Source organism: Paenibacillus auburnensis (assembly GCF_927798115.1).
GTDB lineage: Bacteria > Bacillota > Bacilli > Paenibacillales > Paenibacillaceae > Paenibacillus_AQ > Paenibacillus_AQ auburnensis.
Window position 1 is genome coordinate 1919905 of record NZ_CAKMMG010000001.1, and the last position, 16582, is coordinate 1936486.

The 16582-nt window shown below is 51.7% G+C and carries 19 protein-coding genes; 3 read left to right on the plus strand and 16 right to left on the minus strand.

Annotation, left to right across the window (positions count from 1 at the left end):
* Window positions 1-124: 124 nt before the first annotated feature.
* The 9 genes from L6H70_RS09025 to L6H70_RS09065 all read right to left on the minus strand — a co-directional run bounded on the left by L6H70_RS09025 (window position 125) and on the right by L6H70_RS09065 (window position 6479).
* Window positions 125-1024, minus strand: a complete 900-nt coding sequence (locus L6H70_RS09025) for a SpoIIIAH-like family protein (protein WP_236332024.1) — start codon at window positions 1022-1024, stop codon at window positions 125-127.
* A gap of 78 nt (window positions 1025-1102) precedes the next feature.
* Window positions 1103-1744 (minus strand): stage III sporulation protein AG, encoded by a 642-nt coding sequence (gene spoIIIAG, locus L6H70_RS09030; protein WP_236332026.1) that lies wholly within the window; start codon window positions 1742-1744, stop codon window positions 1103-1105.
* Window positions 1745-1777: 33 nt separating this feature from the next.
* Complete coding sequence (spoIIIAF, locus tag L6H70_RS09035) at window positions 1778-2566, minus strand: stage III sporulation protein AF (protein WP_236332028.1); 789 nt, start codon at window positions 2564-2566, stop codon at window positions 1778-1780.
* A gap of 161 nt (window positions 2567-2727) precedes the next feature.
* Complete coding sequence (spoIIIAE, locus tag L6H70_RS09040; protein WP_236332030.1) at window positions 2728-3957, minus strand: stage III sporulation protein AE; 1230 nt, start codon at window positions 3955-3957, stop codon at window positions 2728-2730.
* Window positions 3958-4003: 46 nt separating this feature from the next.
* Window positions 4004-4393, minus strand: a complete 390-nt coding sequence (gene spoIIIAD / locus L6H70_RS09045) for a stage III sporulation protein AD (RefSeq protein ID WP_039875230.1) — start codon at window positions 4391-4393, stop codon at window positions 4004-4006.
* 9 nt (window positions 4394-4402) lie between these two features.
* The gene (spoIIIAC, locus tag L6H70_RS09050; protein ID WP_020426549.1) at window positions 4403-4606 is read right to left on the minus strand and encodes a stage III sporulation protein AC; all 204 of its coding nucleotides are present in this window, start codon (window positions 4604-4606) and stop codon (window positions 4403-4405) included.
* Window positions 4607-4619: 13 nt separating this feature from the next.
* The gene (gene spoIIIAB / locus L6H70_RS09055; RefSeq protein ID WP_236333210.1) at window positions 4620-5138 is read right to left on the minus strand and encodes a stage III sporulation protein SpoIIIAB; all 519 of its coding nucleotides are present in this window, start codon (window positions 5136-5138) and stop codon (window positions 4620-4622) included.
* A complete protein-coding gene (gene spoIIIAA / locus L6H70_RS09060) occupies window positions 5131-6132 on the minus strand; it encodes a stage III sporulation protein AA (protein WP_236332032.1) in 1002 nt (333 codons plus the stop codon). Before spoIIIAA ends, spoIIIAB begins: the two co-directional genes overlap by 8 nt.
* A gap of 83 nt (window positions 6133-6215) precedes the next feature.
* On the minus strand, window positions 6216-6479 hold the full coding sequence (locus tag L6H70_RS09065) for a YqhV family protein (protein ID WP_423802782.1): 264 nt from the start codon (window positions 6477-6479) through the stop codon (window positions 6216-6218).
* Between the two features lie 327 nt (window positions 6480-6806).
* Between L6H70_RS09065 and L6H70_RS09070 the strand changes: the two genes are divergently transcribed.
* Entirely contained in the window at window positions 6807-7673 is an 867-nt protein-coding gene (locus L6H70_RS09070; protein ID WP_236332034.1) for a YitT family protein, read from the plus strand.
* 166 nt (window positions 7674-7839) lie between these two features.
* Here L6H70_RS09070 and L6H70_RS09075 read toward each other — a convergent pair whose 3' ends face one another.
* The 4 genes from L6H70_RS09075 to L6H70_RS09090 form a co-directional block, all read right to left on the minus strand.
* Complete coding sequence (locus L6H70_RS09075; protein ID WP_236332037.1) at window positions 7840-9093, minus strand: aspartate kinase; 1254 nt, start codon at window positions 9091-9093, stop codon at window positions 7840-7842.
* A 170-nt stretch (window positions 9094-9263) separates the two neighbouring features.
* Window positions 9264-9821: an elongation factor P gene (gene efp, locus L6H70_RS09080; RefSeq protein ID WP_054941504.1), complete on the minus strand. Its 558-nt coding sequence runs from the start codon at window positions 9819-9821 to the stop codon at window positions 9264-9266.
* A 40-nt stretch (window positions 9822-9861) separates the two neighbouring features.
* A complete protein-coding gene (locus tag L6H70_RS09085) occupies window positions 9862-10932 on the minus strand; it encodes a M24 family metallopeptidase (protein ID WP_236332039.1) in 1071 nt (356 codons plus the stop codon).
* 74 nt (window positions 10933-11006) lie between these two features.
* Complete coding sequence (locus L6H70_RS09090) at window positions 11007-11498, minus strand: YqhR family membrane protein (RefSeq protein ID WP_236332041.1); 492 nt, start codon at window positions 11496-11498, stop codon at window positions 11007-11009.
* Window positions 11499-11705: 207 nt separating this feature from the next.
* Between L6H70_RS09090 and L6H70_RS09095 the strand changes: the two genes are divergently transcribed.
* The gene (locus L6H70_RS09095) at window positions 11706-12653 is read left to right on the plus strand and encodes a DUF1385 domain-containing protein (RefSeq protein WP_423802815.1); all 948 of its coding nucleotides are present in this window, start codon (window positions 11706-11708) and stop codon (window positions 12651-12653) included.
* Window positions 12654-12660: 7 nt separating this feature from the next.
* The gene (locus L6H70_RS09100; protein WP_236332046.1) at window positions 12661-12999 is read left to right on the plus strand and encodes a hypothetical protein; all 339 of its coding nucleotides are present in this window, start codon (window positions 12661-12663) and stop codon (window positions 12997-12999) included.
* Window positions 13000-13105: 106 nt separating this feature from the next.
* Here L6H70_RS09100 and L6H70_RS09105 read toward each other — a convergent pair whose 3' ends face one another.
* From L6H70_RS09105 to mntR, 3 genes are all read right to left on the minus strand, one after another.
* A complete protein-coding gene (locus L6H70_RS09105) occupies window positions 13106-14038 on the minus strand; it encodes a patatin-like phospholipase family protein (protein ID WP_236332048.1) in 933 nt (310 codons plus the stop codon).
* Window positions 14039-14128: 90 nt separating this feature from the next.
* The gene (locus L6H70_RS09110; protein ID WP_236332050.1) at window positions 14129-15796 is read right to left on the minus strand and encodes a family 10 glycosylhydrolase; all 1668 of its coding nucleotides are present in this window, start codon (window positions 15794-15796) and stop codon (window positions 14129-14131) included.
* Between the two features lie 247 nt (window positions 15797-16043).
* Window positions 16044-16469 (minus strand): transcriptional regulator MntR, encoded by a 426-nt coding sequence (gene mntR / locus L6H70_RS09115; protein ID WP_054941509.1) that lies wholly within the window; start codon window positions 16467-16469, stop codon window positions 16044-16046.
* Window positions 16470-16582 lie beyond the last annotated feature (113 nt).

Here is a 16582-nt window from a genome sequence, read left to right on the forward strand (position 1 = left end):
CGCAATCCTGGGGTCGCTTTCATCAAGATAACTTTATGTATTATATCACAAACGCTAGAAATGGAAAGAGCCCGGGACAACCCGAGCTCTTTCGGCATTTTTTGCTGTATTCTTCAGTAAATTATTATTGCTCTGATACATATTGCACTCTGATCTTGTCCTGGCTGACGCTCAGTTCCTTCATAACGAGATCAACAATGCCAACTGCCTCTTTCACATCCAGCTTTTCGCTCTGCACAACGACTGTGTAGCTCTCGCCTGTTTCTTCTTTGACGATGGCTTCACCGTATTTTTGCTGTAATTTGGTTTCAATATCGTTGATTTTCGACTCTTTTTCTTCGAGCTTGCTGAGCTGCTCCTGGGCAACCGCGTTTTCGGCAGGTGTCTTCTCCATGTCATTGATCTGGGCAATCAGATCGTTGTAGTTCTTAAGATTCTGCTGCTCGCGTTCGAATAGATAATTGTTGAATAAGCTGCTTGCGGAGGAGCTTTGGGCGGCAACCTCTTTCAGAATTTCATCATCGCCCTTAGCCGGTGTTTTGCCGGTTGAAGTACTCGCACTGTCTTTATCGGCGGCTGCAGCATCTGAATCTACTGCTGCCGTCTTGTCTGAATCCCCGCTAGTTGCAGCAGCAGGTTTATCTTTAGAAGTCTCAGCGGCTTTGTTGTCCTCTGAAGCTGTAGCCGCTTTGCTGTCATCTGTAACGACAGCGGGGTCCGTAACAGCTGCCGGATCTGTAACAGCTGCTGTGCTGCTGCTGTCAGTGCCTGCTGCTGCATCCTTTGAATCGGCATCAGCTGCGAGCGCACCCTGTGTATCCACTTCATTGACAACCAGGCCGTTATCGAGCACCGTGGAGTCCGTTCCGCCTGTTCCGTTATCCGCGCTGTCTACCTGGATTGTTCCCGCCGTTTCCTTGGGGATAGAAGCACCTGTGTCCTCCGTAAATAAATAGTATGCCGAGAGGACCACCATCAAGCTAAGCATGGAAACCAACCAAATCGTTTGTCTTTTGCCCTTCATTCTTATTCCTCCTAAAAATTATTGATAGCATTTACTTCTTAGTAATCGCTTCGCAAACTCACATCACAGCCCTAGAATCTATTCCTGCTTCCGCGGCACGACAGAGATGCGGTAGCTCGGCACATTCAGGCCTTTCTCGATCGCCTGTTCGATCAATCCCCTTACGACTTTATTCTCCGCGCCTTTGGCGACGACAAGAACGCCGCGCACCTGGGGTTTAATCCGTTTGGTGATAATCGGGGTTTCGTCACCCGACTGGCTATAGGTGACAATTTCACCGTCTCTTGTGTATTGAGTCGTATGGCGTTTGCCGCCGCTGGCATCGGTCTCTTCACTCTGCTGCTGCGAATCATTCATATTCCGCTGCACTACGATTTCCTCTGTAGAATCCACCGTTACCATGATGTCCACGGTTCCGACACCGACGATTTTCTCCAGGATTTCCTTGGTGCGCTCCTCCATCGCCTGTTCAATTCCGTCAAAAGAATTCGGAGACCCCATATCCCCCTGCTGCAGGGTGGCCTGAGACGATTCGCTGACCGGCGGCTCCCGCCCGGTGTTCTCACTGTCCAGTTTCTTCACATTCACGAAGGAATTGAATAACATGATCGCCGCGCCCAGCAGTCCCAAAATGATCAGCCAGCGGAAGGTATGACTCCTTTTCGGACTGCCGGAGCCGCCGCCTGCCCATTGCTCCAGCTTCTTTAACCAATTGCCCACTTCTATCCCCCCTCGCAGGTTTCACATCGCTTTTCATGACTTCCCTGTATCTGCTCCGCTGCCAACTACCCGAATCAATTCGCGCTCAAGATTCCAGTTCGCTTCCAGCAGCTTGATGATTGCCTCTGTATCGTTGTTAGCCGCTTTCCCGTCAGTGCTATCAGCACCAGACTGGTCTGCCTGTGAAGCAGCCGCCTCCGTAGCTGAAATGGCTGAATCCGCATTTTCTCCGCCAATATCTACCTGTACAGGAGCCACCGGCTCGATTTCAATCGGCTCTGTTCCTGCTGCAATATCTGTATCTCCTCCCGTGCTGCCGGTCTGTGACGGTCCGGCCGCTGCCGGCAGGGAAACTGTTACCGAAGAAATTACGGGAACCTCATCACCGCCCAGACCGGCGGAGGATTTGCCCATCGCCAGCTTCACTGTAACTGTGGCTCCCTTCACGCCTGTACTTCCAGCAATCTGCTCACGCATCTGTCCCGCGACTTCCTCTGCGGCCAGCTGGAGGCTCCGTTCCCTGGCTCCGGCTGCCAGCCTCCGCCCGTCCGCCAAAATTTTCTCCAGCGAACCTGCCCCTTTTCCCGCACCGGACATCAGCCCGCCATCCTGCTCCTGCTGCACCATGGCGACGCTCAGTTCTTTCGCTGCATCCCCTTTCAGCAGAGAGACGATCGGGCTCAGCATCGTCAGCAGGACCAGCAGGCTGAGCACCAGCCTGGCGTAACGCTCCATCGACTTGCTTGGAAGCAGCATCTCTACAAAGGCAGCCATCAGGACCACCAGAATGAGCTCCCTCAGCCACCCGCCTAACCAGGTCATTGAGTACCTCCTAAAAGTTTGTGAGCATCCGCTTCAAAATTCCTGCTTCGCAAACTGGCATCGGAAGCATCAGCTTAAGTTTTGTTGAGATTCCTTCCTCGAACTACTTCGTACAAAACTCACTTCGCAAGCATCTGCTTAATTCGTGAGCATCGGCTTCTTTACCTCATCATGACGGTGACATTGCCGGCGGTCAGCATGATTGTGACAGCCAGGAAGAACATCAGGGAGACCGCAGCCAGCGCCGCGAAGACATAGATCATGCTTTTGCCGATGGTCTGCAGGCAGGATACGATTGGTGTATCACCCAACGGCTGCATGACAGCAGCGGCTACATTGTAGATCAGAGCCAGAACCAATATTTTGATTGCCGGAAATGCGCAAAGGAACAGGATAATAATGACGCCTGAGAGCCCGATTGCATTTTTCACAAGCAGTGAAGCCGAGATCACGGTGTCCGTGGCGTCCGCGAACATTTTGCCGATGACCGGCACGAAATTACCTGTAATGTATTTGGCGGCCCGGATCGTCACACCGTCCGTCACCGAACTTGTGATGCCTCTGACCGAGATCACTCCGAGAAAAACCGTCAGCAGCACGCCCAGCAGTCCGGCACCGATATTGCGCAGCAGATTAGCCAGCTGGGTCAGCTTGTATTTGTCCGACATGGCGCTCACCAGGTGCAGCACTGCCGAGAAGAACAGCAGCGGAAACACGATAGTGTGGATGAGTGTGCCTACGGTATGAATCATGAATACAATCAGCGGATGGGTGACCGACACGGTCACGATATTGCCCATGGACGCCAGCAGTGCGAACAGCAACGGGATCATGGCCATCATGAAGTCGATCATCCGGTCAATCGCATCCTTCGCATACCCGATGGCGATATTGAAGCTGTTGACGGCGATGACGAGCACCACCATATAACACAGCATATAGGCGATTTTACTGACGGATTTCCGTTCAAAAGCGGTCTGCAGCGTCTCCAGAATCATGCTCAGCACGCTGACCATCACGATCGTAACCAGCAGCTTGCCGTTATACAGCACTTCATGCCACATGAACCGGGTGAGCCCGGACAGGACACTTTTGAAGCTTAGCCCGTCCTCACCGGGAAGCAGCATATCCATCAGCGATGGCGTTTTACCATCCGGAAAAAATCCCCCGTACTCCTTCATCAGCTGATCCCAGTACGATTCAACCCCGTCCATCGGCAGGTTCTCCACCTGACCCTTGACCCATCCGTCAACGGGTGAGGACGAACCACCTGAAGCTTGCGGAGCACTGGTGGCCCAGGCGGTATCCGCATACCAGAGAAACAGCAGGCAGGGCAGGATGAGCAGCAGCATTTTTAATTTCGGAGGCCGGAACACACTGCGCTCACACATGGGCTTACCACCGCCTTTCTCTGGTTTATTCTGGCTTCAGCACGGTTCAGGCGGGCAGGAGCTTCATTACCGTTTCGATAATAATGCTGATGATCGGCACCGCCAGCACCATGATCAGGACCTTGCCGGCCAGCTCAATCTTGGAGGCGATCGATTCCTGTCCGGCATCACGCACAATCTGCGCCCCGAACTCCGCAATATAGGAAATTCCGATAATTTTGAACACGGTTTTGATGTAGATCATTTCCATTCCCGAGGACTCCGCCACCCGCTCCAGCGTCCCCAGAATCGTGCCGATCTTGCCGATCAGGAACAGGAAAATCAGTATGCCTGCCGCTGTAGTCAGCAGAAAGGCGAACATCGGCTTTTGTTCCTTCAGCACAAGGATCAGCACCGTCGACAAGAGTCCTATTCCCACTACTTGAATAATTTCCATATCGCCTGCCTATTGAAAAAGAAAAATCGTTTTAATTTCCTGAAGCAGTCCGTCCAGCATGCGGATCACCATAAACAGCACGATGATAAATCCGACAATGGTCACCCAGTGGGCGATATCCTCTTTCCCCATCTGCTTAAGCACCGTGTGAATCATGGCGATGATGATGCCGATGCCGGCGATTTGAAAGATCGCGTTGACTTCAATATTCATTCCTGGCACCTCGCTAAAAGATCAAAATGACGATCAATGCTCCAAGCAGCAGACCCAGGCTTTTGCTCATTTTTTCATATTTGCCCTGATCTTCTCTGGCTACTGTCTCCTCCTGCTTCAATTGCTGCAGAGCCAGCGCAATATGCGTGCTCTGATTCGATCTGTCGCTTGTGCCCAGGGTGCAGCTCAGCTGCCGGATAATTTCCTTCTCCGTCCCCTTCAGGGCGGCGGATTTGAAGTGAAGCTCCATCGCCCGCTGAATGGCCTCCTCGGCACTGCGGTTCTGCGGCGGGCTCATCTCATCCGCCGCTGCGGTAAAAAAGGTCCGCAGCGGCTCTTTCGACTGCTGCCCGATCCGGTGCAGAGCCTCCGGCAGCGGGGTGTACCCGTACAGGATTTCGGTCTCCAGCCGCTGCAGGGCGGCGATGAGGGCTCTGATGTTCCTTGGCCTGTCTGCATACTGGGCAGCCCGTTTGAACCCGGCGAGCGTCCCAGCCAGCACGATCAGTACCGCTCCGAGCAGCTTAAGCATGGCGCTCACCGCCCAGCCGCTCCTCCGGCGAGATCAGCAGCAGCGCCCGCTTCTGCCCGTCCAGAATGCGGAAGGTAAGTCCCGCCTCTGTGCGGTGCAGAATGACGTACCGCTCGAACATCCGGTGCTCCAATAGTCCGCCAAGGCCGGGACGGCGGGCCAGCTCGGACACTTCCTTGCCATGGGCTGAGGCTACCACCGAGATGCCGGCGTGCAGTGCTTCGGTGACAGCTTCGGCATCCTCCAGCCGCCCGATCTCATCGGCAATCAGCACATCCGGCGAGAGGGAGCGAATCATCATCATCATGCCTTCCGCTTTGGGACAGCCGTCGAGGATGTCCGTGCGCGGCCCGACGTCAAAGGCGGGGATGCCGCGGCGGCTGCCGGCGATCTCCGAGCGTTCATCGACGATGCCGACCTTCAGGCCCGCCCGGCTGCCCTCACGGCCTTCCCGGCTCCCCGCCGAGATCTGCCTGGCGAGGTCCCGAAGTAGCGTGGTCTTGCCGTGCTGCGGCGGCGAGAGGATCAGCGTATGCATGATCCGCTGCCGTCCACGCTCCAGCAAGTACGGCAGTACACTGTCGGCGATGCCCGGAATCTCGCGGGCGATCCGGACATTGAATCCGGTGATGTCCCGCAGATGCTCCACACCGCCGCCGCTGAGCACTGTCCGGCCTGAAAGGCCGATCCGGTGCCCTCCCGGAATGGTGATGAAGCCTTTGCGCAGCTCTTCTTCCATCGTATACAGTGAATGATTGCTGATCAGGTCGAGCAGCCGGTGCGTGTCCTCACGACTTGGCTTGTACGCTTCGCCAGGATTTTGGGTCAGGCTGCCGCTCCCGGTAAGGAAATGATAGTGGCCGGAATAGTTGATCTCCAGCGGACGCCCTTCACGCACCCTGATTTCTTCTACTTTCGCGAGCAGCGGGACCGGGAGTCCGTTCAACAGCACCCTTACTTTTTCAGGAAATAATAAAAGCCAATCATTTGCCATACAGAGTACCCCCAAGTTGTCCTCTACTTTAATAGCTTTATTCCATATTTATGCTTGTACCTGTGCTTTATGACTATCATCTATCATTTTTTCAAAATACCGATTAAGAGAAAGGCTACTCCGCAGCCAATCCAGCCCAGCTTGCCCCATGACAGCTCCTGAGCCATCCCTGAAAGGCCGACAGCCGTCGTCAGAATCAGTATGGTCGGTCCAACCAGGGCCAGCCCGGAATTGACCGCCAGTGCCTTATCTACCTGATTCAGCTTCAGCATGATTAGGGCAGCCGTTATTTCCACACTTCCGGAAAGCAGCCTAAGCACCGCCATCCAGCTAACATACTTGTCCAATCCGCTCCACTCCTTTTTCCAAATCTATTGCTAGAACTATTCTTTGCTGTTTTAAAACAAGCTGTATTCCATGGATATGCGGAAGCCTCCCACTTTAGACAACCGAAAATAGGCGGGACACGGGGAGCGGGATGTGAAAGATATCATAGTGAAAGTATTCATAAAAAAATATCATCAGTGTGATAAAATAAATTTGTTATTTAGCATTTAGGCCTAATGGAAAATAGAAGTGCATGCGGTTGGTTAGACTAAGACATCCTTATATTTTCAGCTTCTCGGCTTTCCTGCATCTGATTAAAGACAACTTAAAAGAGGGGATTTTTTATCATGCAAGTTCGTAATCTCGTAGTACCGCTCGTATCAAGCACTGTGGCCAAGCAGGTAAAAGATGTGGCTATCATTATTTTTTCAGCCTTTCTGGTGGCGAGCGGGCTCCGGCTGTTCCTTATTCCGCATCAGCTGCTAAGCGGCGGGGTGGCGGGGACGGCTTCCATTATCGGCTACCTGACAAATCCGAAGTATATCTCACTGTATTATTTTGCAATTAATCTTCCAATTCTGATCTGGGGCTTTGTAGCCGTAGGTAAAAAATATATTTGTCTGAGCATGCTGTCAGTCGTTTCCACCACCTGGTTCCTGACTGTAATTCCGGTGATTAAGCTTACCAAGGATCCGATTCTGGCCAGTATTTTTGGCGGAGTGATCATTGCCGGCGGGGTAGGGTTTTCGCTTCGTGCGGGAGGATCTTCCGGAGGATTTGATATTTTAGGCTCAATTATTACCCGCAAACGCGACATTCCAATGGGGACTGTGCTGTTTGTGATGGACGGTCTGGTTATTCTGAGCCTCGGCTTCTTCAAGAGCTGGGACTCCGCCCTTTATGCGATGCTCTGTATCTTCGTCAAAAGCAGAGTTGTGGATATGATTCATATCCGCCACATTAAACTGACCTGCTTCATTGTAACGAAGGAACGGGAAAAAATGCTCGACCGCCTGACCCTGCTTCCGCACGGCGTCACCGTTGTCAATGCGGAGGGCGGATACAGCCATGAGGGCAACACGATGCTGATGACGGTAACGACACGCTATGAGCTGGCTGAGCTTCGCAAGACGATCCTGGAGACAGATCCCAAATCCTTTGTCAATGTGCTGGAGACGGTGGAGATCGTAGGCAGATTTAGACGGCTGGGTTAGCTTAAGTAAAATAGACAAGCAAAAAGAACCTGCTTTCCCGCCAGCATTTCACGGGGGGCAGGTTCTTTCTTCACCTACTTTTCTATCAGAGTTATCGCATTTAAAAAAAGGATGTCTCTCCAGCCCTCCGGCTGAAGAAACATCCTTTTGATTGTGTGGCAGTGGCCTAGCGGCGGTCCTTAGGACCACCAACGAAGGCCTGCTCTTCTGTATCCAGGTTGTAGGCGGTGTGAAGCGCCTGGATGATTGTAGGCAGGTTACCTGATTCAATGACGCAGGACACCTTGATTTCAGAGGTACTGACCATCTTGATGCTGACCCCTTCGCCGGAAATCACTTCGAACATCTGTGCGGCAACCCCCGGGTGGCTGACCATGCCTGCACCGACGATCGAAACTTTAACCAGATTGTCCTCTGAGGTTACTTCGCGGTAAGGCAGTTCGCTGTGCAGCCCTTCGATGATTCCCTTGGCCCGCTCAAGCTCGCTCAGCGCGAGTGTAAAGGAGAAGTCTGCCTCCCCGTTCTGAACACCGCTCTGCACGATAATATCGACGTCAACGCCTTCAGCAGCCAGCTTGCCGAATACCTGGGCCAGTACGCCCGGAACATCCGGAACTCCCAGAATACTGATCCGCGCCACGTTCTTGTCATACGCAATACCGCTAACTACAACTCCCTGCTCCATGCTTGCTTCCTCCTTCACAACAGTACCTTCATTATGGTTAAAGCTTGATCTGACGACCAGCTTCACTTGATATCTTTTGGCATATTCAACGGCACGGGGATGGAGTACCGCAGCGCCCAGGTTGGCCAGCTCCAGCATCTCGTCATAGGAAATCTCCTTCAGCTTACGCGCTGTCTTCACAATACGCGGATCTGTTGAATAGATTCCGTCGACATCCGTATAGATCTCGCAGACATCTGCTTTGATCGCGGCAGCCAGTGCTACAGCTGTCGTATCCGAACCTCCGCGGCCCAGTGTTGTAATCTCGCCGTCCAGCGTCATCCCCTGGAATCCGGCTACAATGACAATCTGTTCTCGTTCCAGGGACTCCAGAACACGCCGCGGCACAATTTCGTTGATCCGGGCCCGTCCATGGGTCTCATCGGTGCGGAAGCCTGCCTGCCAGCCTGTATAAGAGACGGCATTCCTGCCAATCCCGTGCAGCGCGATGGACAGGAGCGCAACTGAAATTTGTTCTCCGGTCGTCATCAGCATATCCATTTCGCGTGCAGGCGGCTGCTCATTCAGCTGTTTGGCCTGATCGATCAAATCATCCGTAGTATCCCCCATAGCAGATACCACCACTACGCAGCGGTGACCTTCATCCTGCTTGTCTGCGATGCGCTTAGCGACCCGTTTCATACGTTCAATGTCGCCGACGGAGCTGCCTCCGAATTTCATGACATAAAGTGACAAAGTCCCATTCACTCCCTAATTCGCTCTATGAAGCTTATATTTGGTTTAACGCTTTAACCCAGTATAATACGAAATTCATATCAAGCGTTAATGGTTTCACAAAAAAAAACCTCCGCCGCTATGCGGGGAGGCCTTCTTGAACGCGAACTGCGGCTAATGCCGGACAAGTCCTATGCGCGGGAGATGTATTTACCTTCGCGGGTATCGATCAGGAGAACATCTCCCTCATTAATGAACAGCGGAACCTGTACAGTATGACCGGTTTCCAGCGTAGCCGCTTTAGTTGCGCCTTGAGCAGTGTTGCCCTTAACGCCCGGTTCAGTTTCAGTAACCTTCAGCTCAACACTTGTAGGCAGGTTGATTCCGAGGATTTCGCCCTGGTAGCTGACGATGTTAACTGTCATATTCTCTCTCAGGAAGTTAAGCTCCCATTCCAGCTGCTTGGCACTCAGCTCGAACTGGTCATAGGTTTCATTGTCCATGAATACATGCTCTGCACCGCTGGCATACAGGTACTGTACGCCACGGTTTTCGATAATTGCGCGGCCGATAGTTTCACCGGCACGGAATGTGCGCTCAACAGTGTTGCCGTTGCGCAGGTTCTTGAGCTTGGAGCGGACAAATGCCGCGCCTTTACCCGGCTTTACGTGCTGGAAATCAAGAACGGTAAAAATATCTCCGTCCACCTCTACGGTCAAACCTGTTTTAAAATCATTAACTGAAATCACTAAAAATCCCTCCTGGATTAATTAACATGATGAAGCAGAATTACAGTACCAGATAGTCCTTCGACGAATGCGTCAGCAGCGTTATGCCGCTCTCCGTGATCACGATATCGTCTTCAATCCGCACTCCGCCAAGACCTGAAAGATAGATTCCCGGTTCCACGGTAACGACCATCCCCGGCTCCAGAATCTCATCGGCAAGCTTGGACAAACGCGGCCATTCATGAACCTCCATGCCCAGTCCATGCCCGGTGCTGTGGCCGAAGTATTCTCCGTAGCCGTAACGGGTAATGATGTCGCGCGCCAAAGCGTCGGCTTCCCGTCCGGTCATACCCGGCTTGATATTCGCCAGCGTGTGCAGCTGGGCTTCAAGCACGACGTCATAGATTTCCTTCAGCTTCGGATCGGGTGTCCCCAGTGCAATGGTGCGGGTTACATCCGAGCAGTAACCGTCAAGCAGCGCCCCGAAATCGAAAGTAACGAATTCGTTGTTCTGAATCACCTTGCTGCTTGCTACACCATGCGGCATGGCGGAACGTTCGCCTGAGGCGACGATCGTATCAAACGATGAAGAGGTTGCGCCGTGGGTGCGCATGTAGAATTCCATTTCCAGATCAACATCACGCTCGGTCATGCCGGGCTTGATCACATTCAGAATATGACTGAAGGTCGCATCCGCCAGATCCGCCGCCCGCTGCATCACAGCCAGTTCGTCCTCGTCTTTGAACATGCGCAGATTCTCTACAGCCTTGGATACCGGAACCAACACTGCAGGCTGCAGCGCAGCAGCATAAGCCGTATATGCGCTGAAGGTAACGTCATCCTGTTCAAAGCCGACTCGGACTGAGCCCCCCTGCGGAAGCAGTTCACGCACAGTGTCAATGAATTTCGGACCATGCTCAACAACCTTTAACCCTGCTACCTGTTCTGCCGCCTGTGTCCGGTACCGGAAGTCAGTCAACAGATAACTCTCATCACCAGTGACCAGCACGTAACCGGAGGAGCCGGTGAATCCGCTCAAATAACGGCGGTTAATGCTGCTGGTAATTAACATCGCATCCAATCCCTGTTCCTGCAAAACCTTACGCAGCTTGGAGACGCGCTTGTTGCCCATTCTCATTCTCCTCTCGAAATAGCCACATTGTATTTTAACATAGGGTCATGCCCTTGAGAAGTTTTTTCGGGCGTTCAGGCAAGCTTTGTCCGCTGTTCGCGTTTTCGTTCATCAGTAAATTCAATTGCCGCTGTGTAGCCGATGAATAATCCCCAGAGTAAAGAGATGCAAAACTCACTCACAACAGAATTCCAGGGCAGCTTGAACATGGGCTGCAGCAGGAACATCCATGAGCCGGCTATGAAGATTCCCGCCCACCAGAGCATGCCGTAAATCATGCCTGGCCAAGGCCCCTTCAGCTTGCGGAAGATCAGTACATAGATCAGTGATGCAATTACAGAAAACGCGATATAAAACAAATATCCGAGCAGATGCCCGGCAGGCTTAATTAAGAACTCATGCTTAAAAAAGGGCTCCGCTAAAAAGCCAGGGATCACCTTAGTGAAATGCAGTGTATACATCAGCCAGCGGATACCTCCCCAGATCAATCCGGCAAATATCCCCAGTTCAATCGCAAAAAAGAATGGGTTCGTATGTTCAGTTTCTCTCTTGCCTGCTTTATTCATTATATAGCCTCACTTTCAAGTAAATGGTGTGCGGTACGCTTCTCAGATCTCTATATGCTAGTATGCTCAGGAAAAGGCAATCCAACTAGCAATGTAAGCATAAATTAGTTACAATGGATTATATAAATCATATTAATATGCGGGAAGGTGAATTGGTTGTCCCAGGAAACTCCCAGTTACGGCGGCCAAGCCGTTATCGAAGGCGTCATGTTCGGCGGCAAGCATATCAACGTAACAGCCGTACGGCGGAAGAATCAGGAAATCACATTTTTGGAGGTGCCGAAGAGCGATAAGAGCTGGGTCATCAAACTGCGCAGGATTCCTCTGCTTCGCGGCATTGTCAGTATTATAGATTCCAGTGCCAAAGGCTCCAAGCACCTCAATTATTCGGCTGAATCCTATGCCGAGGACGAGACAGAGCCGGAAGAGCTGGCGAAGCAGAAGGAAAAGACTAAGAAGAAGGAAGAAGGCTGGAGCCTTGGCATGATTTTTGGCGTCGCCGTTATGGGGATATTGTCATTTCTGTTCGGTAAGCTTATTTTCACGCTGGTGCCTGTCTTCGTGGAGAATTTCCTTTTCAAAGATGCATTTGATAACTACATTCTTCACAACCTCGTAGAAGGCGGCATTAAACTGATTCTGCTGTTAGTCTATCTGACAGCCATTTCACAGACCCCTGTGATTAAACGTCTATTCCAGTATCACGGAGCCGAGCATAAGGTGATCAGCGCCTTTGAAGCCGGCGAAGAATTAACTGTAGAGAACGTACAGAAGTATAGCCGTCTGCACTACCGCTGCGGCAGCAGCTTTATGATGCTAACCATCATTCTCGGCGTGGTAATCTACTCGGTTGTCCCTTGGAGCAACCTTACGGAGCGTATTCTTCAGCGGATTATTCTCCTGCCGGTTGTCATCGGTGTTTCATTTGAGGTTCTGAAAGGAACCAACGCCGTACGGGATATTCCGGGCCTGAAATATTTGGGGTATCCGGGACTGTGGCTCCAGCTGCTTACAACGAAGGAACCTAAAGACGATATGGTGGAAGTATCGATCGCTTCGTTCAACCGGATGCGGGAGCTTGACGCCGCGATTGAAGCACGAGGATATGCGGAGGAAAGTGTGTCAGGCGGCATATTGGATCCTGCGAAAGGATGAGTGGCCTATGATCAGGCATGCTTTGATTTTTTGGATTGCAGTTTCGCTCGCTGTACTTGGATTAGTTACGGGGATTATGGATTATGGCCTGGGCTGGCTGTTTTGGACGATGCTTCCAACTCTGCTGCTATGCGCCCTTCTGATCTATGCTTACCGGTTAACGCAGAAGAAGCCAAATGGTCCGGGTAGATCGAGACCCAAAGTAAAGCCGTCCCAGAAAACCATGGCCAAAGTTGCAGGGGTCCGCAAGACTCAAGCTGCTCCCGGCAAACGCAAGACTTACCCGTTTCAAGTCATTGAAGGCAGCAAGGGAAAGAATGATGAACATCTTCCCAAATATCATTAACCACTGTTTCTGATGTATCAGAGCATCCCGAGGTTGCGTCAGCAATCACACGGGATGCTTTTTTATTGAAAATTACAGCCTGTAGCCTAAGATTTAAAGGATGTAATTAGTGCTTATACGGCCGCCAATGTTTGAAGAACACTTCCCCCGCATTCAGTCCTGCTGCATACAACTCATCACTCTGCTCTGGCGTAATATGAAATTGTGTCGTGGATACGCCGAGGGTCGGGATTTTGACGGTACGCACAAACTTCTCGGTCTCTATATAACGTTCGTCATGCGCAGACAGCATTGTACCCACCATTGCCTGCAGCATGCTGAACGGACCGGTAATCCGGTGCGCCTGCGGCTCCGTTTTCCCGATCAGCTGATAACCGACCGTAGGTGTCCTGCGCTCCGGGCTTTTAAAGCCCTCCTTCTCATCAAACAGCCATAGCGGAAAATTACTCAGCAGGCCGCCGTCCACTACATAAATAAACTGTTCCATAAAGGTTTTGCCCTTCGCCGCCTGCCCGTTTAAACGCAGCATCACCGGATCGAAGAAATACGGAATACTACAGCTCATCCGTACCGCCTTGGCAACCTCAAATCCGCCAGGAGATATCCCGTAGTCCTCCAGATCGTCAGGCAGTACAATAATTCGCCCATTCGTGATATCCGATGCAATGATGGATAGCTTGCCGCGCGGCAGATCACTGAAAGTAACAATGCCTTTTTCCCGTAGAATGCCGCGGATCCACGCCTCCAGCGCCTCTCCGGAATACAGCCCTTTCTTAATCATTACACGTAATGCAGGACCAACGATAGCGGTATTGTACAGCATTCCCCGCTTTAAAAAAGCGGTGAAAGAGGTCTGCCTGATAATACGGCTCATGGTCTCCCCGTCATAGCCTGCAGCCAGGAGAGACGCGATGATGGAACCGGAGGAAGTACCGGCCACTTTTTTGAAGATGCCCCCCGCCCGTTCCGTAGCCTCAACTGCTCCGGCAAGCGCTACGCCTTTTACACCTCCGCCTTCAAAAACTGCATTAATCTCCATACACGGCAATCCCCCGTTCCATAGATCTAATGCTTATCTATGAGCACGGGGGAGTTTTAATGACTTTTTAATAGGGGTATGGAAGTTCCCTTAGGATTTAAAATAAAAGGACAGTAAGCTTGATAGCCCATAAGGATCACGGACGACAATATCGTTAGCCCGGAACATGATACTACCGGCAACTTCATCATAATTCTCATTATATTTCAGCTGGTTGATGATCTGCTCGCCGCTCTGCCACTCTGCACTCTGTTTGGTATCGCCTACCTTATAGGTGGCCTGGCCGATGTAGAGCTTAACACCTGTTCCCTTAACTTCATTCACCCACCAGTCCACCAGTTTGTCGTAACGGGCAGCCGTGAAGGATAAGCTCCAGTATATTTGCGGAGCAATATAGTCAATCCAGCCGTTCTGAATCCAGGTGCGGGTATCCGCATACATGTTGTCATAAGCTGAAACGCCCGCAGTGGTATCCGATCCCGAACTGTCAGCTTTCTTATTGCGCCAGACACCGAACGGACTGACTCCATAGGAGAGCGCAGGCTTTGCGGTGTGAATCTCCTGGCCCAGCTGACGGATAAATTCGTTAATATTATCCCGCCGCCAATCCGCCTTGCTCACAATGGCTTTCGAATTATACGCTTTGAATGCATCATCATCAGCAAAGGCAACGCCGGAAGGGTAGAAATAGTCATCTAAATGTATACCATCGACGTCGTAACCGCGCACAACTTCCATCACGGTATCTATAATGTGCTGGCGCGCTTCCGGAATGCCGGGATTTATGTAAAGCTTGCTGTCTGCCTGAACGATCCATTCCGGATGAAGCTTAGTCACATGATTCGCGGCCAGCCCGGCAAGTGTTGCTGTACCCATGTCTGTAGTTGCCCGGAACGGGTTAAACCAGGCATGAATCTGCATGCCCCGCTGATGCGCCGAGCTAACCATGTATTCCAGCGGATCATAACCAGGGGCCTTTCCCTGCGTACCTGTCAACACCTTGGACCAGGGAACTAGCTGCGAGGCGTAGAGGCTGTCACCCGACGGGCGCACCTGTACAAAAACAGCATTGAATCCGGTCGCCTTAAGCTTGTCCAGCAGTGTATCAAACTCCTGCTTCTGCTTCGCAGCATTATTCACCGAGGCCGCCTGCGGCCAGTCCAGATTGAATACCGTGGAAACCCATGCCCCCTTCATCTCCTTCCCCGACTTCACACTTGGGACGGACGGCACTGAAGGCACTGTTGGCGCAGGTACTGTCGGTGCGGGCACCGTGGGAACTGCTGGAACCGTAGGCCCCGCCGGAGCAGTGATCTCGGCATTTGAATACAATGCGATATGTTTGGCCGCCTGATTCCACACCACCTGCAGCCCCAGCTGTTCGCTAACAAACCGCAGCGGCACCATCACCCGGCCCTGCTTGATTTGTACGGAGGTATCCAGGCTGACAGAAGCCTCATTAACCAGAGCCGCCTTCTTGCCGCTGGTCAGCTTGAGCACGGTATCCTCCTTGCTGATTGTCACTGTCTTACTGTTCTGATTCCAATCTACCACCGCACCGAGTCCTTTACTGACTACGCCGACCGGCACCATGGTTACATTAGAGACGGTTATGTACGGCGGCACGTCCGTATCCAGTGTCTCTCCATCGAGTTCAATTGTAATCTGCACCGCTGCCGCCGCGCGTGCACCTGTTGACCACACCGGCAGGCATAACATCAACACCAATACTCCCATAATCCATTTACGGTAATTCATAATTCCTCCCAGTTGTAAAAAAATTAATATGGCTTTAACAAAAAAAGAAACGGCCTTCTCGTCCTTGAATAAGGGAGACGGCCGTTTCTTTTAAAACGGAGTCAGGCAGAAACTGTCTTTCTGCCGGAAATACAAGAAAAAGTATAACGGAAAGTCTATACTTTCTTATACTTCATTAAAGGACGTTATCCGTTTTGACGTAAAAAAACTGGAAAGGTTGCGGTAAACGATACAGAAACAGTTCTCTTTATGAATCGCTGACCAGTTCATGGTGGATATCATATAAGGTCTTCACGCGTTCTTCATCGCGGCGGAAATACTCCACCAGCGTTTCAATCCGCGTAATGGAATCCCAGCTCAAATGATGCTCAATGCCTTCGACATCCTTATAAATATGCTCCTGCTGCACTCCGATCAGGCCAAGAAACTCCTCCAGCAGCTGGTGACGGTCAACAAGCCGTTTTCCCACTTTTTTACCTTTGCTCGTTAGGACAAGCCCACGATATTTCTCATAGATGAGATATTCGTCCTTATCCAGTTTTTGGATCATCTTGGTCACAGATGAGGGGTGTACTTCCAATCCCTCGGCAATATCCGAGACCCGCGCATAACCCTTCTCGTCGATGAGCTTGTATATGCGCTCCAAATAATCCTCCATGCTGGGTGTTGGCATTCAAGTTTACCTCTTTTCTATAATGAGCGTGGCACGGGGGCCAACCTTGCTCTAACAATGATACATGTTTCTGCCGCTCCTTGGCAAGTCCTCCGGTGCTGAAACGCCGCCGT